A 25,793-nucleotide genomic window follows, 5' to 3' on the forward strand; every position below is an offset into this window, starting at 1 on the left:
ACTGCCGGAGGTCGCTCCGGCACTGCCGTCCATCCTCTCACTGAGCGCCCGCTCAGTCCGCACGCGTCTGGCGTGACGCTCACCACCAGCCCCCTGCGTATGCCGCCCGTGACGTCTGCGACCACGGGCGGGCCTGTGGGGTGGGCTCGGACGAGGCAAAACCGGTTGTCGAGGGTTGTCGGACCTGCGGAGGATGGGCGCCATGTCCTCCGCCTCCCCCGCCTCGTCCACGCGCCACCGGGTCGCCCTCGTCACCGGGGTAGGCAGGCGTCGTTCGATCGGCTCCGAGCTCGCCCTCGGACTCGCCGCGGACGGCTGGGACCTGGCCCTCGGCCACTGGCAGCCCTACGACGAGCGGCTCGGCTACGAGCGCGGCACCGACGACCCGGCGGCCGTCGCCGACGAGTGCCGGGCCCTGGGTAGCCGTGTCGAGCTCCTGTCCGGCGACCTCGCGGACCCGGCTGTCCCCGAGGCCCTCGTCGCCACGGCTACGGAGCGGCTCGGACCCGTGACCGGCCTCGTCATGTCGCACTGCGAGTCGGTCGACAGCGGGATCCTCACGACCTCGCTCGAGAGCTGGGAGCGGCACTACGCCGTCAACGCCCGCGCGACGTGGCTCCTCATCCGGGCGTTTGCCGTGCGGCTCCCCGAGCAGGCACCGGGTGGACCCGCGGCCGCGCACGTCGTGGCCCTGACGAGCGACCACACGGCGCACAACCTGCCCTACGGCTCGAGCAAGGGCGCCCTGGACCGCATCGTCATCGCGGCGGCGATCGAGCTCGCCGACCGGGGCGTGCGTGCCAACGTCATCAACCCCGGCCCGATCGACACGGGCTGGATGGACGACCGCATCCGGGCCCTCGGCGCCGCCGACACCCCGGCGGGCCGGCTCGGCACGCCCCGCGACACGGCCGACCTCGTGCGCTTCCTGCTGTCGGAGCAGGGCGGCTGGATCAACGGCCAGCTCCTCCTCAGCAACGGCGGCTTCAAGACGTCGTGAGCCGGACCGCGCCACGGCGCAGTTCCGACACCCGAGCCGACCCCGGCCACGAACGAAACCGCGCCATGGCGCAGTTCCTGCGCCGGACGGCATATCGACGTCGGGCGCCGAACCGTCAGGCGGGGTCGACGTCGGCGGTCTCGAGGACGTGGAAGGCCGGCTCCTCGTAGGGGTGCGCGGCCCGGAGCGCGGCGACGACATCGGCTCGGAGCGCCCGGTCGAGGACGAGCTCGACGCGGTTCTCGGAGACCTTCTCGAGGTCACCGACGGTGCCGATCGTCGGTGTCGCACCGGCGACCGGTCGGAACTGTCCCGTGCCGCGGGTGACGAAGGCGCACTCGCGGTAGTCGCCGACCGTCCCGGCCCCGGCGGCGAAGAGTGCCTGGAGCACCGCCTCGGTGTCACCGACGGGGACGTAGACGACGAGGACGTCGAGGGGCCCGCGACCCGGCTCGGCGGTCACGGCAGGGTCCTGTCGAGCTCCCGCAGACGCCCGAGGCGGACCCACCGGCACGGGCGCCGCGGGTCCGCCTCGAGCGGCGTCCGGGTGAGGGTCATCGACCCTCGAACTGCGCCTTGCCGGGACCGTGCTCGACGAACGAGGACATGCCGATCTCCCGGTCCTTGGTCGCGAAGAGCGAGGCGAAGAGCAGCCGCTCGATCTCGAGCCCGGTCTCGAGGTCGACCTCGAGACCGCGGTCGATGGCCTCCTTGGCGGCACGGACGGCATACGACGCGGCACCGACGAAGGTCGACGCCCACTCGCGGGCGGACGAGTAGACGTCGGCGGCCGGGACGACCTTGTCGGCGAGGCCGATCGCGAGCGCCTCCCGGGCGTCGACGAAGCGGCCGCTGAAGATGATCTCCTTGGCACGCGAGGCGCCGACGAGCCGTGACAGCCGCTGCGTGCCGCCGGCGCCGGGGATGATGCCCAGCAGGATCTCGGGCTGGCCCAGCTTGGCGTCGTCGGCGACGACGCGGAAGTCGCAGGCGAGCGCGAGCTCGCAGCCGCCACCGAGGGCGTAGCCGGTGATGGCGGCGATGACCGGCTTGGGGATGCGCGCCACCGACGTGATCGAGCTCATGAGGGGGGCGGAGCGCTCGACCATGTCGGTGTACGACATCGTCTGCATCTCCTTGATGTCCGCACCCGCAGCGAAGACGCGCTCGCCGCCGTAGACGATGACGGCCTTGACGTCGGTCCGAGCGGTCGTCTCGGCAGCGGCCTCGCGGATCTCCTCCTGGACCTGGACGTTGAGGGCATTCATCTTCGGCCGGTCGAGGCGGATCGTGCCGACGCCGTCCTCGACCTCGAGCCGGACGAACTCGCCCATCAGGCGGTCGGGCCCGCGGGCGCGTCGTCGACGGGCAGCCAGGACTGGAAGAAGAAGCCGACGCTCTGGAGGATGTGGTTCACCGAGAGGGGCACGAGGATCTCGAGGTCGGCGTTCGGCGTGATGACGTGCTCGGCGGAGACGACGAGGCTCTCCTGCACGAGCGAGAGCTTGACGATGTTGAGCTGCATCGTGAGGTCGTTGCAGCGGGCGATGCGCTCGTTGCGGTCGGGCGAGACGGGCTCGGCGAGCTGCCACTGGCCGAAGAAGCGGACCAGGGCCAGGTCGCCCTCGGCAACGCGTGCGAAGAGGGTGGTGCTCGCGCCCTCGTCGTCGACGATGGCGAACTCGAGGTCGCCGTCGCCGTCGATGGACGCCTCGATGCCGAGGCCCTTCAGCACCTCGAGGATGCGGTCACGCACAGGGGTCTCACTGGCGGGGACGTTGTTGGGCCCCGCATCGGGAGCGCTGGGCATGAAGTTGGGCAGCGAAGTCGGATCGGTCATGCGCCAACCGTAACGAGAGGCCGCGGCGAGGTCGATCCGGCCCGCACACCGTCCACGCGCTTCGCCCCGCGGAGCGTCGGGTCTGCCCCTCTTCGTCCGGCCCCCCTACGCTCGGATGCATGTGCCCGCCCCCACCCGCGACGCCCGACCTCCCACCGGAGCTCGGCGCCCGCCTCACCGACGAGGGCGCCCAGTTCTCGGTCTACGCCGGCCACGCCCGCTCGGTGGAGGTCTGTCTCTTCGACGAGCAGTCCGACGGGTCGACGACCGAGCGCCGGGTGACGCTGCGGCACCGCGCCCACGGCACGTGGTTCGACACCGTTGCCGGGGTCGGGGCCGGCCAGCGCTACGCCTTCCGGGTCGACGGAGAGTGGAACCCCGACCATTCCCTGCTGCACAACCCCGCCAAGCTCCTCCTCGACCCGTACGCCCGTGCCATCGAGGGCGAGGTCGGCCTCGACCCCGCCCTCTACGGCCACCGCGTCGGCCCCGACCTGCGCGGCGACATCTGGGTGCGTGACGACCGCGACTCGGCGCCCCACATGCCGCGCTGCGTCATCGTCGAAGACGGTTTCGACTGGGGCACAGACGAGTTCCCGCGCAGGTCATTGACCGAGTCGCTCATCTACGAGGTGCACGTCAAGAACGCGACGATGCTGCACCCGGGCGTGCCCGAGGAGCTCAGGGGCACGTATGCCGGCCTCGCCCACCCCGCCTTCGTCGACCACCTGCTGGGCCTCGGTGTCACCGCCGTCGAGCTGCTTCCCGTGCACGCGTTCACGCACGAGCCCGACCTCGTCCTGCGCGGCCTGAGCAACCACTGGGGCTACAACACCCTCGGGTTCTTCGCCCCGCACGCCCCCTACGCGTCCGCGACCGACCCGCAGGGAGTCCTCGACGAGTTCAAGGGCATGGTGAAGAGCCTCCACGCGGCGGGCATCGAGGTCCTGCTCGACGTCGTCTACAACCACACCGCCGAGAACTCCCGCGACGGAATGACGCTCTCGTGGCGCGGGCTCGACCAGCGCGCGTACTACCGCCTCGACGCCCGGGGTCGCGACATCGACGTGACCGGTTGCGGCAACACGCTCGACCTCACCCATCCGGTCGTGGCGCGCATGGTGCTCGACTCGCTGCGCTACTGGGTGCAGGAGTGCCACGTCGACGGCTTCCGGTTCGACCTCGCCGTGGCGCTCGGCCGCGGCAAGGACGACGGCTACGACCGCGACCACCCGTTCCTGGTGGCCCTGCGCACCGACCCGGTGCTCTCCCGCGCCAAGCTCGTCGCGGAGCCCTGGGACCTCGGCATCCACGGCTGGCGCACCGGGCAGTTCCCCCCGCCGTTCTCCGAGTGGAACGACCGCTACCGCGACACGGCCCGCACGTTCTGGCTGCGCGACCTCGCAGCCTCGGCCTCGGGCGGCGTCGGGCACGGGGTGCGCGAGCTCGCCACCCGGCTGGCCGGGTCGCAGGACCTCTTCGACAGCCACGACCGGGGCACCATCGCGTCGGTCAACTTCATCACCGCGCACGACGGCTTCACCCTCGCCGACCTCACGGCCTACGACACGAAGCACAACGGCCCCAACGGCCACGGCGGCACCGACGGCTCGAACGACAACCGGTCGTGGAACCACGGCGTCGAGGGCCGCACCGACGACCCCGACGTCGTGGCGGCGCGGCGCCGGTCGATCCGCAACCTCCTCGGCACGCTGCTGCTCTCGACCGGTGTCCCCATGCTCAACGCCGGCGACGAGCTCGGCCGGAGCCAGCGCGGCAACAACAACCCGTACTCCCAGGACAACGAGATCAGCTGGATGAGGTGGGACCTCGAGCCCTGGCAGGAGAACCTGCTCGAGACGACCCGACACCTCGTGCGACTCCGTCGTGACCACCCGGTGCTGCGCCAGCGGGAGTTCTTCTCCGGCAGGCCGACCCACGAGGGCGGCTCGACCGACCTCGCCTGGTTCGCTGCTGACGGCGAGCTCATGGGCCACCGCTGGGACGGGCCAGCTGTCGACGTGCTCCAGGCCCTCTACAACGGTGCCTGGTTCTCGCAGCAGTCGGTCCTCGTCGCCGTCAACGGCTCGGCCCGCAAGACCGACGTCACGCTGCCCGACGCCCCGGGCGTGACGGCATACCAGCTGGTCTGGGACAGCTCCGACGATCGTCCGGTCGCGCCCGGGGAGCCGGTGCTGTCGGGCACCGTCGTCACGATGGACGCCGCCTCGATGCGCGTCTGGTGCTCCGTCGCGCCCGACTGACCGCGTCGTCCCGGCATGCGCGAGGAGCCCGGACCCACCAGGGATTCCGGGCTCCTCGGCGTTCCTCGACGCCAGCGGCGCCGTCAGGCGTTGCGCGCGAGGCCCAGCTCGGCGGCGCTGGCGAGCGACGGGTGCTTCGGCACGACGCGGACGCTGTAGCCGAACGACCCGGTGCGGCGCAGCGGCTGCGAGCCGGCGAACTGGTGACGGCCGTCGTCGTAGGACTCGACGAGCCGGAGCGGGGCGACCTCCATGCCCCACAGCTCGTCGACGTCGTTGACGTGGCCGTGGACCAGCTGCACGTCGACGTCGTCGGGGGTCAGGCCGTCGAGCGCGACGTAGGCGCGCAGGTCGAGGACGTCGCCGATCTGGGGCGAGTCCGACAGGCCCGAGGGCTCGACGTGCTCGACCTTGACCTTCGGCCAGGAGGCCCGGATCTTCGCCTTGTAGGCGGCGAGGTCCTTGGCGCCGGCGAAGTCCGAGGCGATCACCGCGCGGCCCGCGTTGGCGGCAGGGCTGTAGAGCTGGCGGGTGTAGTCCTGCACCATGCGGCTCGCCAGCACCTTCGGGCCGAGGGTCTTGAGGGTGTGGGTCATCATCGCGATCCAGCCCTGCGGAAGCCCTGCGGCGTCGCGGTCGTAGAACTTCGCGGCGACGTCGTTCTCGATGAGGTCGTACAGCGCTGCGGCCTCGATGTCGTCACGACGCTCGGCGTCCTCGACACCGTCGGCGGTCGGGATGGCCCAGCCGTTGCGCCCGTCGAACCACTCGTCCCACCAGCCGTCGAGGATGGAGAGGTTCAGGCCGCCGTTGAGCGCCGCCTTCATGCCGGAGGTGCCGCACGCCTCGAAGGGGCGGAGCGGGTTGTTGAGCCAGACGTCGCAGCCCGGGTAGAGGTGCTGGGCCATCGCGATGTCGTAGTTGGGCAGGAAGACGATGCGGTGACGCACCTCTGGGTCGTCGGCGAAGCGGACCATCTCCTGGATGAGGCGCTTGCCGGTCTCGTCGGCCGGGTGTGACTTGCCGGCGATGACGAGCTGGATCGGCCGCTGCGGGTGCAGCAGCAAGGCCTTGAGACGGGCCGGGTCGCGCAGCATGAGCGTGAGCCGCTTGTAGGTGGGCACGCGACGGGCGAAGCCGATGGTCAGCACGTCGGGGTCGAGCACGTCGTCGACCCACCCGAGCTCGGCGTCGGTCGCTCCGCGCTTCTGCCACGACGAGCGCACGCGCCGGCGGGCGTCGGTGACGAGCTTCTCGCGCATCTCGCGCTTCGTCGACCAGACGGCGTCGGCGGGCACCCCGTCGATGCGGGCCCAAGCGTCCGTTCCGGCGATGTCGGCGGTGCCGAGGTGCTTGCGCGCGACGTCGTAGACGGCGCGGTCGACCCACGTCGGGGCGTGGACTCCGTTGGTGATGCTGGTGATCGGCACCTCGACGTCGTCGAAGCCCGGCCACAGGCCGTCGAACATGCCGCGGCTGACGACGCCGTGCAGCTGCGAGACGCCGTTGGCGCGCTGCGCGAGCCGCAGGCCCATGACGGCCATGTTGAAGATGCCGGGCTGGCCGCCTTCGTAGTCCTCGGCACCGAGGGCCAGCAGGCGCTCGACCGGCACGCCCTCGATGGCGTTGGCGCCGCCGAAGAAGAGGTTGATCTTCGCTGCGTCGAAGCGGTCGATGCCGGCGGGCACGGGCGTGTGCGTCGTGAAGACGGTTGCCGCGCGCACGGCCTCGAGGGCCTCGTCGAAGGAGAGCCCGTGGTCGCGCACCAGCTCGGCGATGCGCTCGACGCCGAGGAAGCCGGCGTGGCCCTCGTTGGTGTGGTAGACCTCCGGCGTCGGCGCGCCGGACAGGCGCGACCAGAGGCGCAGGGCACGCACGCCGCCGATGCCGAGCAGCAGCTCCTGCTCGAGGCGGGTGTCGCCGCCGCCGCCGTAGAGGGACTCGGTGACCTTGCGGGTCTGCTCGTCGTTGCCCGGCACGTCGGAGTCCAGCAGCAGCAGCGGAACGCGTCCGACCTGCGCCTTCCAGACGTGCGCGTTGAGCACGCGCCCGGCCGGCAGGTCGATCGTGACGACGGCGGGGGTGCCGTCCTCCTCCCGCAGCAGCGACAGCGGCAGCTCGTCCGGGTCGAGCACCGGGTAGGTCTCGACCTGCCAGCCGTCGCGGTTGAGCGACTGCTTGAAGTAGCCGGTCTTGTAGAAGAGGCCGACACCGACGATGGGCACGCCGAGGTCGGAGGCCGTCTTCAGGTGGTCGCCGGCGAGGATGCCCAGACCACCGGAGTACTGGGGCAGCACGGCCGTGATGCCGAACTCGGGGCTGAAGTACGCGATGGCGGCGGGAGCCGCCTTCCCGGCGGCCTCCTGCTCGCGGCTCCACGACTGGTACCAGCGCTCGTCGGTGAGGTAGTGGTGCAGGTCCTCGTTGGCCGCCACGACGCTGCTGACGAACTCGTCGTCGGCGGCCAGCGCGGCGAGCTCGTCGGCCGAGAGGCGGGAGAGGAGCTTGACGGGATCCTCACCGGCGTCGACCCACTTGCGCGGACTGATGCTCTCGAACAGGTCACGGGTCGGCGGATGCCACGACCAGCGGAGGTTGCTCGCGAGGACGCCGAGCCCCTCGATGCGGCTCGGCAGGACGGTGCGGACGCTGAAGCGACGGATGGCCTTCACAAGGGGACAGCATAGGGGTCGCCATGACGTGTTCTTGCAACACTTGCAGCACCATTTCACCGACCGGACGGACCGTCGGCGCGTCGTGGGCGTAGCGCCCCAACTTCGATACGGTCGATCACGTGACTGGCTCAGCGAAGAAGTCCCGTTCCAGCAAGCCAACCCCCGCGCGCACCACCGCCCGCCCACCGACACCGACGGCACCACCCGAACCCGCAGCACCTCCCCGCGTCGACGCGACCCCGACCGCCGACGACGCGTTCGTCGACGACACCGAGGCCGGCGCCGTCCACCTCGCCCCCGAGCACCCGGTGAGCGCCCCGCCGACCGTCGAGGGCATGCCCGGTGGCGCGCTCCCCATCGGTCGCATCCCCGTGAGCGACGTGCGACCGCTCGTCGACGGCGGCACCCGCCCGGCGAAGTCCGTCGTGGGCGAGGAGTTCACCGTGCGCGCCAAGGTGTTCCGCGAGGGACACGACGCCGTCAACGCGACAGCCGTGCTGACCGACCCCGACGGCAACGAGCACTACTTCGCGATGCACAGCGACAACCCCGGGCTCTCCGAGTGGTCGACCACCGTCGTCGCCGACCGCGAGGGCTGGTGGACCTACCGTGTCGAGGGCTGGTCCGACCCCTACGCGACGTGGGTCCACGACGCCGGCATCAAGATCGCCGCCGGCGTCGACGAGGACCTCATGTGCGCCGAGGGCGTACGCGTGCTCGAGCGTTTCGCTGCCGCCGTGAGAGGGCTCGGCGTCGACGCCACCGAGATCGACAAGGGCGTCGTGGCGCTCGGCGACAACCGGGCGCCCGCCGCGCACCGCTTCGGTGCGGCGACCTCGCCAGAGATCACCGGCCTGCACGCACTGGTGCCGCTGCGCGAGTTCGTGTCGCCCTCCCCCGCCTACTCCCTGCTCGTCGAGCGCGAGCGCGCCCTCTACGGGGCGTGGTACGAGATCTTCCCACGTTCCGAGGGTGCCCACCGCGACGAGAAGACGGGCGAGTGGGTCTCCGGCACCTTCCGGTCCGCGGCCAAGCGCCTGCCCGCGATCGCCGACATGGGCTTCGACGTCGTCTACCTGACCCCGATCCACCCCATCGGCACGACGGCCCGCAAGGGACGCAACAACACCCTGACCGCCCAGCCGGGCGATCCCGGATCCCCGTACGCCATCGGATCGCCGGACGGCGGGCACGACGCCATCCACCCCGACCTCGGCACGTTCGACGACTTCGACGCGTTCGTCGGCGAGGCGCGGCGGCTCGGCATGGAGGTCGCGCTCGACATCGCGCTGCAGGCCTCCCCCGACCACCCGTGGGTGCAGACCCACCCGCACCTGTTCACCACCAGGGCCGACGGCACCATCGCGTACGCCGAGAACCCGCCCAAGAAGTACCAGGACATCTTCCCGCTCAACTTCGACAACGACCCGGCAGACGCCTATGCCGAGGTGCGTCGCGTCATCCAGGTGTGGCTCGACCACGGCGTCCGCATCTTCCGCGTCGACAACCCGCACACGAAGCCGGTCGCCTTCTGGCAGTGGCTGATCGCCGACGTCGCCAAGGACCACCCCGAGACGATCTGGCTCTCCGAGGCGTTCACCAAGCCGGCCATGATGCACCAGCTGGCCAAGGCCGGGTTCCAGCAGAGCTACACCTACTACGCGTGGCGCAACGAGAAGTGGGAGCTCGAGGAGTACGGACGTGAGCTCGCCGGCGAGACGAGCGGGTCGGCATACATGCGCCCCTCGTTCTGGCCGACGACGCACGACATCCTCACGCCCTACATGCAGTACGGCGGCCCGACGGCCTGGAAGCTGCGCGCAGCCGTCGCGGCGACGATGGCGCCGACCTACGGCATCTACGCCGGCTACGAGCTGATGGAGCACGTCGCCCGGCCCGGCGCCGAGGAGCAGATCGACAACGAGAAGTACGAGTACAAGGACCGCCAGTGGTACCTCTACGAGCCCGGCGGCCCGCTCGAGAGCCGGTCGCTGGCGTGGTACCTCAAGCGGCTCAACGACATTCGCGAGTGGCACCCCGCCCTGCGGTGGTTGCGCAACCTGCGCTTCCACGCCGCCGACGACGAGAACGTCCTCGTGTTCAGCAAGTCGCGCATCGTCGACCACGCGACAGGTGAGCGCGACACCGTGCTCGTCATCGCCAACCTCGACCCGCACGCGACCCGTGAGACGTGGGTGCACCTCGACATGGAGGCGCTGGGTATGGCGACATGGTCGAGCTTCGACGCGCACGACCACATCACCAACCAGACGTGGGAGTGGCGGCAGGACAACTTCGTCCGGCTGGGGCCCGACTCCGAGCCCGTCCACATCATCCACGTGAGGAGCCACTGACGCATGCAGGGACTGAACCTCGCCCAGCCGGGACTGAAGCACGACCCGCAGTGGTTCAAGAAGGCCGTCTTCTACGAGGTGCTCGTGCGTGCCTTCGCCGACAGCAAGGGCGTCGGTGCAGGTGACTTCACCGGCCTGATCCAGCGGCTCGACTACCTGCAGTGGCTGGGGGTCGACTGCCTCTGGCTGCCCCCGTTCTACGCCTCACCGCTTCGCGACGGCGGTTACGACATCTCGGACTACAAGGCGGTGCTGCCGGAGTTCGGCACGCTGCCCGAGTTCACCGAGCTCGTCTCGCAGGCGCACGCCCGCGGCATCCGCATCGTCACCGACCTCGTCATGAACCACACGAGCGACCAGCACCCGTGGTTCCAGGCGAGCCGCGCCGAGCCCGACGGTCCCTACGGCGACTTCTACGTCTGGTCCGACACCGACGACGGCTACGACGACGCGCGCATCATCTTCGTCGACACCGAGGTCTCCAACTGGACCTTCGACCCCGTGCGCCGGCAGTTCTTCTGGCACCGCTTCTTCAGCCACCAGCCCGACCTCAACTTCGAGAACGAGGCCGTGCAGGAGGCCATGTTCGACATCGTGCGCTTCTGGATGGACCTCGGCATCGACGGCTTCCGCCTCGACGCCGTGCCCTACCTCTACGAGGAGGAGGGGACCAACTGCGAGAACCTCCCGAGGACGCACGAGTTCCTCGCCCGGCTGCGCTCGATGGTCGACACCGAGTACCCCGGTCGCATCCTGCTCGCCGAGGCCAACCAGCCCCCGGCCGAGGTCGTCGACTACTTCGGCTCCGAGGACTCGCCCGAGTGCCAGATGTGCTTCCACTTCCCCGTCATGCCGCGGCTCTACTACTCGCTGCGCGAGGAGAAGGCCCAGCCGATCATCGACGTGCTCGCCGACACGCCGGCGATCCCGAAGGGCACGCAGTGGGGCACGTTCCTGCGCAACCACGACGAGCTGACGCTCGAGATGGTCACGCCGGAGGAGCGCGCCGCGATGTACGGCTGGTACGCCCCCGACCCCCGCATGCGCGCCAACGTGGGCATCCGGCGGCGCCTCGCGCCCCTGCTCGACAACAGCCGCCCCGAGATCGAGCTCATCCACGCTCTGGTGCTCTCCCTGCCCGGCTCGCCGTGCCTCTACTACGGCGACGAGATCGGTATGGGCGACAACATCTGGCTCCACGACCGAGACGCCGTGCGCACGCCGATGCAGTGGACGCCCGACCGCAACGCGGGCTTCTCGAACGTCGACCCCGGCAAGCTCTACCTGCCCGTCATCAGCAGCCTCGTCTACCACTACAACAACGTGAACGTCGAGGCGCAGATGGCGTCGTCGGCCTCACTGCTCCACTGGGTGCGCGGCATGCTCCAGGTGCGCGGTCGCCACCCTGTCTTCGGCCTCGGCGACTTCACGGTCGTCCCGGCCGACAACGAGTCGATCCTGGCCTTCACCCGGGTGCTGAAGGGCGACCACGACCACCCCGACGAGGCGGTGCTCTGCGTGAACAACCTGAGCAGCCGCCCCCAGGCCGCGACGATCCAGCTGCCGGAGGGTCTGTCGGGGCGCCAGCTCATCGACCTCTTCGGCGGGCAGGGCTTCCCCTGGGTGGCCAACGACGGCCGCGTGACGCTCACCCTCGGCTCGCGCGACTTCTTCTGGCTCCAGCTCCGCGGCGGAGAGGACAACGGCTGATGGCCATCGTGCACAAGGGCGCGTCGCTCGTGCCCACCAAGACCGAGATCATCACCGAGTGGATGCCGCACCAGCGCTGGTACCACGGCAAGGGTCACGTGCCCGAGCTGCGTCGGGTCGGCGGCTTCCGCTTCGAGGACCCCGACGGCGAAGTCGGCTGCGAGACACTGCTGCTCGCCGACGAGGCCGTGACACCGGCTGTCGTCTACCAGGTGCCGCTCACCTACCGTGGCGCGCCCCTCGAGGGCGCGGAGCACGCGTTGCTGGGCACCATGGAGCACAGCGTCCTCGGCACGCGCTGGGTCTACGACGCGCCGCACGACCCCGTCTACGTCTCGCAGCTGATGGCGACCATCCTCGGGGCGGGCGTGTCCGACGACGCCCAGGCCTCCGTCGGCAGCAACGCCCGCGCCACCGGCTCGAGCACCGGTCACGCCGCGGGCACGGTCTCCTCGTCGTCGGTCCTCAGCGGCGAGCAGTCCAACACGTCCATCATCTGTCGCATGGCGGCCCCCGACGGTGGCCCGGCCGAGCCGCTGATCGTCAAGGTCTTCCGCACCGTGCAGGACGGCGACAACCCCGACGTCGTCGTGCAGTCGGCGCTGACCCGAGAGGGCTCCGACCGCGTACCCATCGCGGTCGGCCACCTCGCAGGCGCGTGGGACTCCCCCGTCGACGGCGCGCCCCTGCACGGGCACCTCGCCTTCGCCCAGGAGTTCATCCCCGGCGTCGAGGACGCCTGGCGCGTGGCACTCGTCGCTGCGGCATCGGGCACGGACTTCACGGCCCGCGCGCGCGACCTCGGGGTCGTCACGGCGCAGATCCACACGGCACTGGCGCACGCGCTGGGCACCTCCGAGGTCACGCCCGAGTCGCGCGACGCCCTCGTCACGTCGATGCGCCAGCGGTATGCCGCCGCTGCCGCCCTGGTGCCCGAGCTCTCCTCGCACTCGGCAGCCGTCGAGCGCATCGCGCAGTCGGTCCGTGACGTGCACTGGCCGCTGCTGCAGCGCATCCACGGCGACTACCACCTCGGCCAGGTGCTCGACGTCCCCGAGCGCGGCTGGGTCGCGCTGGACTTCGAGGGAGAGCCGCTGCGCCCGCTCGCCGAACGCACCCGACCCGACCTCACGGCACGCGACGTCGCCGGCATGCTCCGGTCGTTCGACTACGCGGCAGGCTCCGTGGCCCTCGCGCAGTCACCGGTCGACGCGACAGCGTGGGCAGCCGCCTGTCGCGAGGCCTTCCTCGATGGGTACGCCTCTGTGGCAGGCCCCCTCGACGCCGACGCCGTCGCGCTGACCCGCGCCCTCGAGCTCGACAAGGCGTTGTACGAGGTCGTCTACGAAGCCCGCAACCGCCCCTCCTGGCTGCCGATCCCGCTCGGCGCGGTCGAGCGGCTCACCGATCCGGAAGGCACGCCATGAGCAGTCACACCTCCCAAGGACCCTCGCTCGACGATGCCGCCATCACGGCATTCCTCCACGGCCGCAACGGCCAGCCGCACGACCTCCTCGGGCACCACATGGGGCCCGGGGGGCTCACGATCACGGCATACCGCCCGTACGCGAGCCGGGTGTCGGCGCGCCTCGACTCGGGTGACCGCGTCGACCTGCACCACGTGCGCGACGGCATCTGGTCGATGACCTCCCCCGACTTCGGCTCGACGCACGACTACCGCCTGCTCGTCGAGTACGGCGACGGTGTCGAGCACGAGCAGGACGACCCCTACCGCTTCGCCCCCACGCTCGGCGAGATCGACCGCCACCTCATCAACGAGGGCCGGCACGAGCAGCTGTGGACCGTGCTCGGCGCCCACGTGCGCCACTACCCTGGGCCGCTCGGCGACGTCTGGGGCGTCTCGTTCGCCGTCTGGGCGCCTCGCGCCAAGGCGGTCCACGTCATCGGCGACTTCAACGACTGGGACCGCCGCACCCACCCGATGCGCGCCCTGGGCGAGAGCGGCATCTGGGAGCTGTTCCTCCCGGGTGCCCACGAGGGGATGAACTACCAGTTCGCCGTCCGTGGCCCCGACGAGCTGGTGCGCCTCAAGAGCGACCCGATGGCACGGATGACCGAGGTCGCACCGAAGCAGGCGGCGATCGTCACCGAGAGCCACTACCACTGGGGCGACGACGCCTGGATGGAGCGGCGCCGCACCTCCGACGCCCACCAGGGACCGATGAGCATCTACGAGGTCCACCTCGGCTCGTGGCGCCAGGAGCTCGGCTACCGCGGCCTCGCCGAGCACCTCGTCAACTACGTGCGCGACCTCGGCTTCACGCACGTCGAGCTCCTCCCCGTCATGGAGCACCCGTACGTCCCCTCGTGGGGCTACCACGTCACCGGCTACTACGCGCCGAGCTCGCGTTGGGGCCACCCCGACGACTTCCGCTACCTCATCGACGAGCTGCACAAGGCCGGCATCGGCGTGCTGCTCGACTGGGTGCCCGGTCACTTCGCCACCGACGAGTGGGCACTCGCCCGCTTCGACGGCCTGCCGCTCTACGAGCACCCCGACCCGCGTCGGGGCTGGCACCCCGAGTGGGGCTCCAACATCTTCGACTACGGCCGTCCCGAGGTGCGCAACTTCCTCGTCGCCAACGCCATCTACTGGCTCGAGGAGTTCCACATCGACGGCCTCCGGGTCGACGGCGTCGCCTCGATGCTCTACCTCGACTACGCCCGCGACGCCGGGGCCTGGGTGCCCAACAAGAACGGCGGGCGCGAGAACCTCGAGGCCGTCGAGCTGCTCAAGGAGACCAACGCGACCGCCTACAAGCGCGTCGGCGGGATCGTCACCGTCGCCGAGGAGTCGACGACGTGGCCCGGTGTCACGAAGCCGACCAACCACGGCGGCCTGGGCTTCGGCTTCAAGTGGAACATGGGCTGGATGAACGACTCGCTGAAGTACCTCGGCGAGGAGCCCATCTACCGCAAGTACCACCACGGCAAGCTGACCTTCTCGCTCATGTACGCCTTCGACGAGAACTTCGTGCTCCCGATCAGCCACGACGAGGTCGTCCACGGCAAGGGCTCGCTGCTGCGCAAGTCGCGCGGCCCGCGCGAGGAGCAGGTGGCCACGCTGCGCGCCTTCCTCGCCTACCTCTGGTGCCACCCCGGCAAGCAGCTGCTCTTCATGGGCTGCGAGTTCGGGCAGGAGTCCGAGTGGTCCGAGGGCCGCAGCCTCGACTGGTGGCTGCTCGAGCAGCCGCTCCACTACCGGGTGCACAACCTCGTCAAGGACCTCAACGGCATCTACCGCGGCAACCGCGCCCTGTGGGAGCTCGACGCCGACCCGTCCGGCTTCGAGTGGCTCGAGGCCGACGACGCCGACCACAACACCTTCTCGTGGCTGCGCTTCGGCCGGGGCGACCGCGCCGAGGACGCCCCGGTCGTCGCGTGCGTCATGAACTTCAGCGGGCAGACCCAGGAGTCGTACCGCATCGGGCTGCCGCGCGGCGGTCGCTGGACCGTCGTGCTCGACACCGCCGGCTACCACCCCGATGCCCCGAGCAGCACGGGCACGGTGGTCGAGGCGCGCGAGGAGCAGTGGCACCACCAGCCGTATGCCGCGGACCTGACGGTTCCGCGGCTGTCCACCGTCTGGCTCGTCCCGCTCGACGAGCCCGGCCCGGCGGCGACGGCCACGGTTGCCGGAAGGGCCTCCAGCAGCAGCGAGACGTCCGCACCGCAGCCCACGCCGACGAACGGAGACCCCTCATGACCCACCCACGCGCCGGCCAGCCCGCACAGGCCGAGGACCTCGTCGACGTCGACGCCCTCATCGGTGCGTACTACGACCTGCACCCCGACGTCGACGACCCCGACCAGCAGGTCGCCTTCGGCACGTCGGGGCACCGCGGGTCGAGCCTGCGCACCGCGTTCAACGAGGACCACATCCTCGCCACGACGCAGGCCATCGTCGACTACCGGGTGTCACAGGGGTTCGACGGGCCGCTCTTCATCGGGCGCGACACGCACGGACTCTCCGAGCCGGCCTGGCGCTCGGCCCTCGAGGTGCTCGTCGCCAACGGTGTCCAGGTGCTCGTCGACGACCGAGACGGCTTCACCCCGACGCCGGCCGTCTCGCACGCCATCCTCCGCGCCAACCACGGAAAGCCTTCCGGCGCAAAGGGCCTCGCCGACGGAATCGTCGTGACGCCCTCGCACAACCCGCCGGCCGACGGCGGCTTCAAGTACAACCCGCCGCACGGCGGTCCCGCCGACACCGACGCCACGTCCGTCATCGCAGCCCGGGCCAACGACCTCGTGCGCGGCGGCCTCAAGGACGTCAGGAGGATCGCGTTCGACAAGGCCAGGGCCGAGGCGGGCGCGTACGACTTCATGGGCGCCTACGTCGACGACCTGCCCAACGTCGTCGACCTCGCGAGGATCCGCGAGGCCGGCGTGCGCATCGGGGCCGACCCGCTCGGTGGGGCCTCCGTCGCCTACTGGGGCGAGATCGGCGAGCGCCACGGCCTCGACCTCACCGTCGTCAACCCGCGGGTCGACCCCCAGTGGGCCTTCATGACGCTCGACTGGGACGGCAAGATCCGGATGGACTGCTCCTCCCCGTCGGCGATGGCCTCGCTCATCGGCAACAAGGACGCCTACGACCTGTCGACGGGCAACGACGCCGACGCCGACCGGCACGGCATCGTCACTCCCGACGCCGGCCTGATGAACCCCAACCACTACCTCGCCGTGGCCATCCAGTACCTCTACGGCGGCGCCCGGCCGGGTTGGGGCGAAGGCACCGCCATCGGCAAGACGCTCGTGTCGAGCTCGATGATCGACCGCGTCGCCTCCGACCTCGGGCGCACGCTCCTCGAGGTGCCGGTCGGCTTCAAGTGGTTCGTGCCCGGGCTCCTCGACGGCTCCGTCGGCTTCGGCGGCGAGGAGTCCGCGGGCGCGAGCTTCCTCCGCTTCGACGGCACCGTCTGGTCGACCGACAAGGACGGCATCCTGCTGGCGCTGCTCGCCTCCGAGATCCTGGCAGCCACCGGCCGCACCCCCAGCCAGCACTACGCCGAGCTGACCGCGCGACACGGCGACCCGGCATACGCCCGCATCGACGCGGCCGCGACGCGTGAGGAGAAGGCGAAGCTCGGCGCCCTGTCCCCCGACGACGTGAGCGCGCAGGCGCTCGCCGGAGAGTCGATCACGGGCAAGCTGACGGCGGCGCCGGGCAACGGCGCCAAGATCGGCGGCCTCAAGGTCACCACCGAGAGCGCGTGGTTCGCCGCGCGGCCCTCCGGCACCGAGGACGTCTACAAGATCTACGCCGAGTCGTTCCGGGGCGCCGACCACCTCGCCCGGGTGCAGGCCGAGGCGAAGGACGTCGTCTCGGCGGCCCTCGGCGGATGACGGCTCCCGACCCGCCCGTCGGGTCGCCTGGCCCGGCCGGCGCTGCGAGGAGTCGTGGCGCCGGCGACGCCCGCGGCCGCCTCGTCCTCGTCACCGGCGCCGACGCGTCCGGCCTGGGTCGGCTCGGCCGCGCGATCGGTGAGCGGCTCGGGGACTCGGTCGTCGTCGACGGCCAGGTGCTCGACTCGATGCTCGTCGGCCCCTCGCGGGGCGAGCACGCCGAGGCGCTCACGGGCGTGGCGCTGGTGCGGCGCCAGCTGCTGCGGTGGTCGGCCGGGCTCGCGCTCGCCGAGACCTACCTCATCGAGGGGTACGACGTCGTCGTCGCCGACCGGGTCGAGGGCGACCGCGTCGAGGACTACCTCGACCTGGCGGCACCCGAGCCCGTGCACCTCGTCGTGGTCGGCACGGGCATCGACCCGGCGACGCCGGGCTGGGGCCTGTGGGTGACGACGCCGCCCGACCCCGACGACGCGGAGTCGCTGGCCGGCACCGCGGCTGAGGTCGTCGAACGCCTGGTGGAGTCGGTCGTCGACACCGCCGCCACCGACTGACGGTCGCGAGAAACCTCTGTCGCCGCCGTCGGCGATCGAAGGAGCCCGCCGTCACCCGCGACGGTCGAAAGGGCAGTCCGTCCCCGCGGGACGGGCTGCTCCTTCGACGTGGGCGGCAGGCGGGCGCGAGCTCAGAAGAGGGCGCTCATGAGGGACTTGCGAGCCTTGGCCACGCGCTCGTCGGTGGCGCCGACGACCTCGAACAGCTCGACGAGGTGCTCGCGCGCCTTGTTGCGGTCGGCGTCGGCCGTGACGCGCACGGTGTCGATGAGCCGCACGAAGGCGTCCTCGACGTGGCCGCCGAGCAGGTCGAGGTCGGCGACGAGGATCTGGGCGTCGACGTCGGTCGGTGCGGCGGCCGCGGCGGCCCGGGCTGCCTGCAGGTCGACGTCCTGGGTGCGCTGCATGAGGCCGACCTGCGCGAGCCCGAGCTTCGCATCGGCGTCGGCGGGGCTCTGCAGGAGCGCCTCGCGGTAGGCGGCAGCCGCAGCCTCGAGGTCGCCCTGCTCGATGGCGTCGAAGGCCTGCTGGTGCAGCGGTGGCAGGGGCTGCTCCTCCTGGGCGTCGGCATCGTCGGTGGGCTCCGCGCCGTCGACGGCCACCGTGCCGGTGACGCCGTGCTGGGCCGCGAGGGCCAGCACCTGGTCGATGACGGCCGTGACCTGCTCCTCGGGCTGCACGCCCTCGAAGAGGGGCACCGGCTGGCCCTGCACGAAGGCGAAGGAGACGGGCACCGCCTGCACCTGGAAGGCCTGCAGGATGGTGGGGTTCGCGTCGACGTCGACCGTCACGAGCTGGAAGCGCCCGGCGTAGCGTCGGGCGACCGCACCGAACGTGGCGACGAAGTCGGCCGACTCCTGAAGTCGCGGCGACCACAGCACCATGACGACCGGGTGGGTCGCCGACGCTGCGAGCACGTCGCGGATCGAGGCGTCAGTGCCCTCTACGACGAGGGAAGCACCGCCCGTGGAGGTGGAGCCCGCGTCTGATGCGGGGCCACCCTGCGGGGCCGGACGCTTCAGCGAGGACAGGTCGACGGCACCGCGAAGTGCTGCTGCGGTGAATGGCTGGTGACTCATAGATCAATCCTGCCTCACCGACCTGAGCCGGCGACGAGCTGGTCCGACGCCGCGACGACGCGGGCCTGTCCAGACGCGGGGATGACGATGGCGACGACCTCGTTGGAGGTGAGGTCGGCCTCGGTGGTGATCTGCTTGATGCCGGTCAGGAGGGTGAGGTCCTTGGCCGGGGTGAGCTTGAGCGGCGTACGCATCGCGATGGTGTCGTGGCGCACGAGGTGGGCGAAGACGATCGCCCCGTTGCCGTCCTTGAGACGGACGCCGCCGATGACGCCCTTGGGCGCGTGGTCCTGGGTGAAGGCGCCCTGGTTCTTGAGGGCCTGCGACTGGGCGAGAGCCGACTGCCGCAGCTGCTCCGACAGCGGGTCGGCCGCGAGCACCTTGGCCGCGGTCGGCTTGGGGAACTTCACCGAAGCGGCGAACGCGGCGAGCACGTCGTCGGGCGAGGCCACCAGGCCCTTGCCATCGGCGATCGCGGGCGAGCCGTCGGTGGTCGGGTCGAGCGCGTCGAGCTTCGCGTCGGGCAGCATCGGTGTGACGGCCGCAGCCTTGAACGCACCGCTCTCGTCGGCGACGAGCAGCACGAGCACGGCGGCCCCGGTCTTCTTCAGCGTCGTCTGCGCCAGGATCTGCCGCGGCTTGTCGCCCTCACGCGAGACCGCGAGCACCTTCACACCGGTCGTTGCCAGCTCGGCTTCGGCCTTGTCCGCCGCGGTGCGGCCGGGAAGCGACTTCGCGTACGCGTTTGCCGACTCGAGCGCGACTCCGGCGAAGGCCTTGCCGCGGGCCGCGGTTCCCGCGGCCGTGCCGTCGAGGGACGAGGACGCGGCGGCCGCCACTGCCGATGACGCCGTCGTCGCGGCGGCTTCGGGGGCGACCACGGGGCTCGCCGACACGCCGCTGCCGTCGGTGCCGTCGTCGGAGTTGCCGGTGCAGGCCGAGAGCATCGCGGCCGAGGCGAGCGCGGCGGCCAGGGCACGTCGGGTCGCGGGGCGGGGCATGGATGGGCCTTTCGATGGTGCAGGGGGATGCGGGCGAGGAGGCTCGACCGGGCCCAACGATACGGCCCGGGGTGCCCGCAGCCCGAATCCGCCGAAATGCGCGTCATGGGGCAATCCCGGACATTGCGGGCACGAATCGTGCGGGCGGAGCGAAATTACCCGCCGGTTCGACCGCCCGGCGCCTGCCCGCAATGCCTGATCTGCGGCAGGCCGCTGCGCCACTGGACGGCCGCTCAGGACGGCCGCTCAGGAAGGGGCCCTCGTCGTACCATCCGCAGCTGCGGGGGCCGGTGTCGGGGTGCTCGCCCCGTCCACCCTCGTCGACGAACCCGCGACGTGTGTAGAAGGCCCTCGCCCGCGCGTTCCCCTCGACCACCCAGAGGGTCGCGTCACGCCCACCGAGCAGCTCGTCGGGGAAGCGGTCGGCGACCCCGGTCCCCCGCGCGCTCGGCATGAGGTTCACGGCATACAGCTCCCACTCGGTGGGAGGGTCGGCGTCGCGGCTGGGTCCGGCGCCGCCGCAGCCGGCAAGGTGCCCCCGGTCGTCCACGACGACGAGCGTGCGTGCCGCGGCGTCAGCCGGTCGGGCCGCGACGGCTCGCCAGCTGTCGGCACACCGCTCGTCGCTGAGGCCCGCGAGGTAGTCGTCCGGCATGATCCCGGCGTACGCGTCGCGCCAGACGGCCATGTGCACCCCGCCGAGCTCGTCGCAGTGCTCCGGCGCGAGCGGCCTCAGCTGCCAGCCGCGCTCACTCATCTCGCTGGCGGTCGAGCGCATCCTCGAGCCGCTCGAGCTTGGCGTCGAGCTCGCCCGTGAACCCCGGCCGGATGTCCGCCTTGAGCACGAGCCCGACACGCGGGGAGCTCTGCGCCAGCACGTCGCAGCACTGCTTCACGACGGCCATGCACTCGTCCCACTCCCCTTCGATCGTCGTAAACATGGCGTCCGTGCGGTGCGGCAGGCCCGAGTCACGGACCACTCGGATGGCGCGGGCGACGGCCTCGGACACCGATCCGGTGTCGTCGGCAGCGACGGTGGGGGCGACGGAGAAGGCGATCAGCATGGCCTCACCGTATGCCGCCACCACCGCCGCGCCGACACCGCCCGAGGCGTCAGAAGGCCTTCTTCATCGAGAGCGCCTCTTCGATGATCGCGAAGCCCAGGTCCTTGTTGATCTGGACCATCCACGGGTTCTGCTCGTCGTTCATCGTCTGCACCGACCGTCGGTCAGGAGCGATGCGCGCGAGCTCGTCGAGGTTCGCGACCTTGACCGCCATGCCGAGCCGGTGTCCTCGGAACTCGGGCAGCACGAGCGTGCCCCACTGGAACACGACGTCGGGGTCACCGGCCGGAACGGACAGGTCGGTGTACGCGGCGACCGTCCCGGTGGCCCGGTGGACGGCGACGGCAGTGAGCAGGATGCGACCCAGGTCGCGTTCGTGGTCGAGCATCGTCTGGTAGTCCTCGACGGTCATCGACTCCGGCTCGAACTCGACGTCCCCCGTGGGGGCGTCGAGGATGAGCCGGTTCGATGCGTCGCAGACACCCTGGCGCAGGTGCTGCGGCACGCCGTCGACGTGGACGCTCAGCTCGAAGCCGTCGCCCATCGCTTCGGCGGAGCGCTGTCGGTGGCCGTCGAGCACCGCCGACGGGACGGGCAGCGCAAGGGACCGCACGATCTCGACGCTCGACACGGCATACCCACGCCGGAGGGCGAACTGGCGGTCGGCGTGGGACTCTCGGTCGCCGACGGGCACGAACACCTCGCTGAGGAGCATGTCGCGTCCGGCCGCGCGCGCCCGCGCCTCGGTCCACTCGAGCAGCGCCGAGCCGACCCCGCGACGACGGTGCTGGGGGTCGACCTCGAGGTGGGTCCAGCACTTGTCGAGGTTGTCGCGCTCGGGGAAGAAGACCCGCGACCAGCCGACCGGCGTACCGTCGACGACGGCGACCGCGCCCTCCTCGCGCTCCCCCGGGAACGAGAAGCGCACCATCTTGACGAACTCGTCCTCGGAGCGTCGGATCGGCTGCACGCGCGAGACCGCCTCGCTGCGCGTCGCGACGCCGAAGAGCCCTTTGAGCATGACGTCGTCGTCACGGTCGAGCACGATGATGTCCATGTCTCGACGGTGACACCGGCGCTCCCCGCCGACAACAGAATTACGTCTACCGGTTCGCCTACGAACAGGTCGTGTTCCAAGCAGGACCGGGTCCGCTTCGTGCTCGTGCGTGCCGAGACCACGGCGCGCGCGACACAGCAGCTGCGACCAGCAGCAGCCGCACGAGCACAACGCAGCGCCCATTCGTGTGTCGGCGTGGACCGAGCCCGGGGTAGCCCGGCGATCAGGAGCCGAGCTGCTCCACGAGGCGGTCGGCGGCGGCATACGGGTCGGCGGTGCCGGCGAGCACTTCGCGGGCCAGCGCGAGCACGCTCTCGCGGCCCCCGAGGTCGCCGAGCCGGGAGCGGAGGCTCGCGAGCGCGATGGTCTCGATCTCGTCGGCCGCCCGGCGCTCCCGACGTCGTGCGAGCTCGCCGTTCTCCTCCACGTGGGCCCGGTGCTTGTCGAGGGCCTCCATGACCTCGTCGATGCCGACCTTCTGTGCGGCAACGGTCTTCACGACCGGCGGCCGCCACAGACCGGGCTCGGTGCGGTCGCCGAGGGAGATCATGTGGCGCAGGTCGCGCACCGTCGCGTCGGCGCCGTCACGGTCGGCCTTGTTGACGACGAAGACGTCGCCGATCTCGAGGATGCCGGCCTTCGCGGCCTGGATGCCGTCGCCCATGCCCGGCGCGAGCAGCACGATGGACGTGTCGGCGAGCCCGGCGATCTCGACCTCCGACTGTCCCACCCCGACGGTCTCGACGAGCACGACGTCGCAGCCTGCGGCATCGAGCACCCGGATCGCCTGCGGCGTCGTCCACGACAGGCCGCCGAGGTGCCCGCGCGAGGCCATCGAGCGGATGTAGACCTCGGGGTCGAGCACGTGGTCCTGCATGCGGATGCGGTCGCCGAGCAGCGCCCCTCCGGAGAAGGGCGACGACGGGTCGACGGCGAGGACACCGACGCGAAGACCTCGCTCGCGGAAGGCGCCGACGAGCGCCGTGGTCGTCGTCGACTTGCCGACGCCCGGCGACCCCGTGAGACCGATGACCCATGCCGAACCCGAGTGTGGCGCAAGGGCGGCCATCACGTCGCGCAGGGCCGAGTGGCCGTCCTCGACGAGCGAGATGAGACGCGCGACGGCGCGCGGCGAACCCGCCCTGGCCGACTCGACCAGGGCGGGGACGTCGACGGAGCGGCGCGCCACGCGGTTGGTGGGAGGGGGCGTCAGGCCGACGCGGGCACGCGGACGATGAGGGCGTCGCCCTGGCCGCCACCGCCACAGAGGGCAGCCGCGCCGACACCGCCGCCGCGGCGCTTCAGCTCGAGCGCGAGGTGCAGCGCGATGCGCGCGCCCGACATCCCGATCGGGTGGCCGAGCGCGATGGCGCCGCCGTTGACGTTGACCTTGTCGACGTCGATGCCGAGCTCCTTGGCAGACGCGAGACCGACCGCTGCGAACGCCTCGTTGATCTCGACGAGGTCGAGGTCCGCGGGCGTGATGCCCTCCTTCTCGCACGCGCGGGCGATGGCGCGCGCCGGCTGCTGCTGCAGGGTGGAGTCGGGGCCGGCGACGACGCCGTGGGCACCGATCTCCGCGACCCACGAGAGCCCGAGCTCCTCCGCCTTGGCCCTGCTCATGACGACCACCGCAGCGGCGCCGTCGGAGATCTGCGACGCCGAGCCGGCCGTGATCGTGCCGTCCTTGCTGAACGCCGGGCGCAGGCCCGAGAGGGATGCGGCCGTCGTGTCGGCGCGGATGCCCTCGTCGTTCTTGAACTCGACCGGGTCGCCCTTGCGCTGCGGGATGGAGACGGAGACGACCTCGTCGTCGAAGAGGCCGTCCTTCCAGGCCTTCGCGGCGAGCTGGTGGCTGCGGGCCGAGAACTCGTCCTGCTCCTCGCGCGTGAACGCCTGCGACCCGGTGTTGGCCTGCTCGGTGAGCAGCCCCATCGCCTGGTCGGTGAAGGCGTCCCAGAGACCGTCGAAGGCCATGTGGTCGCGGACCGTGACGTCGCCGTACTTGTAGCCCTCGCGCGACTTCGTCATGAGGTGCGGGGCGTTGGTCATCGACTCCTGGCCGCCGGCGACGACGACGTCGAACTCGCCTGCGCGGATGAGCTGGTCTGCCATGGCGATGGCGTTGATGCCGGAGAGGCAGACCTTGTTGATGGTCAGGGCCGGGACGGTCATCGGGATGCCGGCGGCGTGCGCGGCCTGGCGGGCCGGGATCTGGCCCGCGCCGGCCTGCAGCACCTGGCCCATGATGACGTACTCGACCTGCTCGGGGGCGACGCCCGCCTTCTCGAGGGCGCCCTTGATGGCGATGCCACCGAGGTCCGATCCGGAGAAGTCCTTGAGCGAGCCGAGCAGCCGACCCATGGGGGTGCGGGCGCCCGCGACGATCACGGAGGTGGGACGGTCAGCAGTCATGGGTGAAGCCTCTTCCGACGTCATTGGGGATGTCGCCGTCAACTCTAGTCGCGCCCCACGGGCAGCCCCGACGAGCATGACCAAGCGCACACGGCATACGGCCGCCGTATGCCGTGGGGCCCCCTACGTTGGGCACATGAGCGCGAGCCCCGACCCCCTCTTCACCCACATCGACCACGTCGGCATCGCGGTGCCCGACCTCGACGCGGCCATCGCGTTCTACCGCGACACGTACGGCATGCGGATGCTCCACGAGGAGACCAACGAGGAGCAGGGCGTGCGCGAGGCGATGATGGGCGTCGGCGACTCCGGGTCGTGCATCCAGCTGCTCGCTCCGCTCTCGCCCGAGTCGACGATCGCCAAGTTCCTCGACCGCAGCGGCCCGGGCATGCAGCAGCTCGCCTACCGCGTCAGCGACATCGACGCCGTGTGCAGGACCCTGCGCGACCGCGGGATGCGCCTGCTCTACGACGCCCCGAGGCGCGGCACGAGCAACAGCCGCGTCAACTTCATCCACCCCAAGGACGCCGGCGGGGTGCTCGTCGAGCTCGTCGAGCCCGCGGCCGACGCCGGGCACTGACCCGACGCGCTCAGTGCGGCGTGCCCGCCGCGATGAGGTCCTGCACCGGCACGCCCACGAGTCCCCTGCGGCGCACGCTCTCGAGGAGGGCGGGTAGAGCCAGCAGGGTGGCGGACCGGTCGATGTCCTGGGGGTTGGCGCCGACGACGCGTCCACCGTCGTGGGCGAGCACGACGTCGCCGGCCCGCAGCCGCGAACCGACCTCGTCTCCGGCGGCGACCGGCCCCTCCCTCAGGGCCGACTCGAGACACGTGGTCCAGAAGACCGACCGCAGGCCGAGCTCGCTCGTGCACCGTGCCACGGTCCGGGACGTCCATCCGCGGGGCGGGCGCACCAGCTGCCCGCCCTCGCGGTCGTGGGCCGCCACGGCATCGCGCCCGCGGATGAGCTGCTCGGTGACCGTCGCCGCGTCCACCCGGTCGAGCCAGAGGTGGTCGTGGGTGTGGTTCGACAAGCGGTGCCCCTCGGTGACGATCCGGCGCGCCAGGTCGGGGTGGGCCTCGACGTTGCTGCCGACGGCGAAGAACGTGGCGTGGCAGCCGTACGCGTGCAGCACGTCGAGCACGCCTGGCGTCCATCGCGGGTCGGGCCCGTCGTCGAAGGTCAGCGCGACCCAGCGGCGTGAGGTGTGCACCCGCGTGATGCCGTGCGGGTCGACGTCGTGCCGCAGCGCCGGGCTGTCGGTCTCGCGCCCCGGGCCGCCGGGGTGCAGCGCCTCGTCGACGCGCGGCCACGCCAGCAGGGCGCAGAGCCCCGCGACCCCGGTCATCACAGAGCGGCGCGACACCGCGGCCGAAGAGTCCACCTGTGCCACGGCGCCAGTGTGGCGG

Annotated in this window: 21 protein-coding genes; 9 read left to right on the plus strand and 12 right to left on the minus strand. The window is 71.3% G+C overall.

Going from position 1 to position 25,793, the window contains the following annotated elements; translation table 11 throughout:
* The first annotated feature begins 202 nt into the window (after positions 1–202).
* Positions 203–1,000, plus strand: a complete 798-nt coding sequence (locus ACFQ2V_RS01570; RefSeq protein WP_386050151.1) for an SDR family oxidoreductase — start codon at positions 203–205, stop codon at positions 998–1,000.
* Between the two features lie 115 nt (positions 1,001–1,115).
* Here the strand turns inward: ACFQ2V_RS01570 and ACFQ2V_RS01575 are convergent, their stop codons facing one another.
* From ACFQ2V_RS01575 to ACFQ2V_RS01585, 3 genes are all read right to left on the minus strand, one after another.
* Positions 1,116–1,463 (minus strand): hypothetical protein, encoded by a 348-nt coding sequence (locus tag ACFQ2V_RS01575; RefSeq protein ID WP_386050152.1) that lies wholly within the window; start codon positions 1,461–1,463, stop codon positions 1,116–1,118.
* A 91-nt stretch (positions 1,464–1,554) separates the two neighbouring features.
* Entirely contained in the window at positions 1,555–2,334 is a 780-nt protein-coding gene (locus ACFQ2V_RS01580) for an enoyl-CoA hydratase/isomerase family protein (RefSeq protein ID WP_386050153.1), read from the minus strand.
* Positions 2,334–2,840 (minus strand): hypothetical protein, encoded by a 507-nt coding sequence (locus ACFQ2V_RS01585; RefSeq protein ID WP_386050154.1) that lies wholly within the window; start codon positions 2,838–2,840, stop codon positions 2,334–2,336. The genes ACFQ2V_RS01580 and ACFQ2V_RS01585 overlap by 1 nt, the downstream gene beginning before the upstream one ends.
* 119 nt (positions 2,841–2,959) lie before the next feature.
* Between ACFQ2V_RS01585 and glgX the strand changes: the two genes are divergently transcribed.
* Entirely contained in the window at positions 2,960–5,104 is a 2,145-nt protein-coding gene (gene glgX, locus ACFQ2V_RS01590) for a glycogen debranching protein GlgX (RefSeq protein ID WP_386050155.1), read from the plus strand.
* An 83-nt stretch (positions 5,105–5,187) separates the two neighbouring features.
* Here the strand turns inward: glgX and glgP are convergent, their stop codons facing one another.
* A complete protein-coding gene (gene glgP / locus ACFQ2V_RS01595; RefSeq protein WP_386050156.1) occupies positions 5,188–7,776 on the minus strand; it encodes an alpha-glucan family phosphorylase in 2,589 nt (862 codons plus the stop codon).
* Positions 7,777–8,114: 338 nt separating this feature from the next.
* Here glgP and ACFQ2V_RS01600 point away from each other — a divergent pair, with 338 nt between their 5' ends.
* From ACFQ2V_RS01600 to ACFQ2V_RS01625, 6 genes are read left to right on the plus strand one after another with little or no spacing between them, the layout of a single operon-like run.
* Entirely contained in the window at positions 8,115–10,133 is a 2,019-nt protein-coding gene (locus ACFQ2V_RS01600; protein ID WP_386051028.1) for an alpha-1,4-glucan--maltose-1-phosphate maltosyltransferase, read from the plus strand.
* 3 nt (positions 10,134–10,136) lie between these two features.
* Positions 10,137–11,843 (plus strand): maltose alpha-D-glucosyltransferase, encoded by a 1,707-nt coding sequence (treS, locus tag ACFQ2V_RS01605; RefSeq protein WP_386050157.1) that lies wholly within the window; start codon positions 10,137–10,139, stop codon positions 11,841–11,843.
* Positions 11,843–13,270, plus strand: a complete 1,428-nt coding sequence (locus tag ACFQ2V_RS01610) for a maltokinase N-terminal cap-like domain-containing protein (RefSeq protein ID WP_386050158.1) — start codon at positions 11,843–11,845, stop codon at positions 13,268–13,270. Before treS ends, ACFQ2V_RS01610 begins: the two co-directional genes overlap by 1 nt.
* Positions 13,267–15,570 carry a 1,4-alpha-glucan branching protein GlgB gene (glgB, locus tag ACFQ2V_RS01615; protein ID WP_386050159.1) on the plus strand — a complete coding sequence of 768 codons (2,304 nt, stop codon included), beginning with the start codon at positions 13,267–13,269 and terminating at the stop codon, positions 15,568–15,570. The genes ACFQ2V_RS01610 and glgB overlap by 4 nt, the downstream gene beginning before the upstream one ends.
* The gene (gene pgm, locus ACFQ2V_RS01620; RefSeq protein WP_386050160.1) at positions 15,567–17,213 is read left to right on the plus strand and encodes a phosphoglucomutase (alpha-D-glucose-1,6-bisphosphate-dependent); all 1,647 of its coding nucleotides are present in this window, start codon (positions 15,567–15,569) and stop codon (positions 17,211–17,213) included. The genes glgB and pgm overlap by 4 nt, the downstream gene beginning before the upstream one ends.
* The gene (locus tag ACFQ2V_RS01625; RefSeq protein WP_386050161.1) at positions 17,210–17,767 is read left to right on the plus strand and encodes a hypothetical protein; all 558 of its coding nucleotides are present in this window, start codon (positions 17,210–17,212) and stop codon (positions 17,765–17,767) included. The genes pgm and ACFQ2V_RS01625 overlap by 4 nt, the downstream gene beginning before the upstream one ends.
* A 131-nt stretch (positions 17,768–17,898) precedes the next feature.
* Here the strand turns inward: ACFQ2V_RS01625 and ACFQ2V_RS01630 are convergent, their stop codons facing one another.
* The 7 genes from ACFQ2V_RS01630 to ACFQ2V_RS01660 form a co-directional block, all read right to left on the minus strand.
* On the minus strand, positions 17,899–18,846 hold the full coding sequence (locus ACFQ2V_RS01630; RefSeq protein ID WP_386050162.1) for a co-chaperone YbbN: 948 nt from the start codon (positions 18,844–18,846) through the stop codon (positions 17,899–17,901).
* Positions 18,847–18,860: 14 nt separating this feature from the next.
* Positions 18,861–19,847, minus strand: a complete 987-nt coding sequence (locus ACFQ2V_RS01635) for a hypothetical protein (RefSeq protein WP_386050163.1) — start codon at positions 19,845–19,847, stop codon at positions 18,861–18,863.
* Positions 19,848–19,950: 103 nt separating this feature from the next.
* Positions 19,951–20,625: a GNAT family N-acetyltransferase gene (locus ACFQ2V_RS01640; RefSeq protein ID WP_386050164.1), complete on the minus strand. Its 675-nt coding sequence runs from the start codon at positions 20,623–20,625 to the stop codon at positions 19,951–19,953.
* The gene (locus ACFQ2V_RS01645; protein ID WP_386050166.1) at positions 20,597–20,911 is read right to left on the minus strand and encodes a thiamine-binding protein; all 315 of its coding nucleotides are present in this window, start codon (positions 20,909–20,911) and stop codon (positions 20,597–20,599) included. Before ACFQ2V_RS01645 ends, ACFQ2V_RS01640 begins: the two co-directional genes overlap by 29 nt.
* A 49-nt stretch (positions 20,912–20,960) precedes the next feature.
* The gene (locus tag ACFQ2V_RS01650; protein ID WP_386050167.1) at positions 20,961–21,968 is read right to left on the minus strand and encodes a GNAT family N-acetyltransferase; all 1,008 of its coding nucleotides are present in this window, start codon (positions 21,966–21,968) and stop codon (positions 20,961–20,963) included.
* Between the two features lie 223 nt (positions 21,969–22,191).
* A complete protein-coding gene (meaB, locus tag ACFQ2V_RS01655) occupies positions 22,192–23,157 on the minus strand; it encodes a methylmalonyl Co-A mutase-associated GTPase MeaB (protein WP_386050169.1) in 966 nt (321 codons plus the stop codon).
* 20 nt (positions 23,158–23,177) lie between these two features.
* Positions 23,178–24,383 carry an acetyl-CoA C-acetyltransferase gene (locus tag ACFQ2V_RS01660; RefSeq protein ID WP_386050171.1) on the minus strand — a complete coding sequence of 402 codons (1,206 nt, stop codon included), beginning with the start codon at positions 24,381–24,383 and terminating at the stop codon, positions 23,178–23,180.
* Between the two features lie 136 nt (positions 24,384–24,519).
* On the opposite strand from ACFQ2V_RS01660, the gene mce reads away from it, so the two are divergent.
* A complete protein-coding gene (mce, locus tag ACFQ2V_RS01665) occupies positions 24,520–24,963 on the plus strand; it encodes a methylmalonyl-CoA epimerase (protein WP_386050173.1) in 444 nt (147 codons plus the stop codon).
* A 10-nt stretch (positions 24,964–24,973) separates the two neighbouring features.
* On the opposite strand, the gene ACFQ2V_RS01670 is transcribed toward mce, so the two are convergent.
* The gene (locus ACFQ2V_RS01670; protein WP_386050174.1) at positions 24,974–25,777 is read right to left on the minus strand and encodes a polysaccharide deacetylase family protein; all 804 of its coding nucleotides are present in this window, start codon (positions 25,775–25,777) and stop codon (positions 24,974–24,976) included.
* Positions 25,778–25,793 lie beyond the last annotated feature (16 nt).

It is taken from the genome of Terrabacter terrigena (assembly GCF_042676085.1).
Taxonomy (GTDB): domain Bacteria; phylum Actinomycetota; class Actinomycetes; order Actinomycetales; family Dermatophilaceae; genus Terrabacter; species Terrabacter terrigena.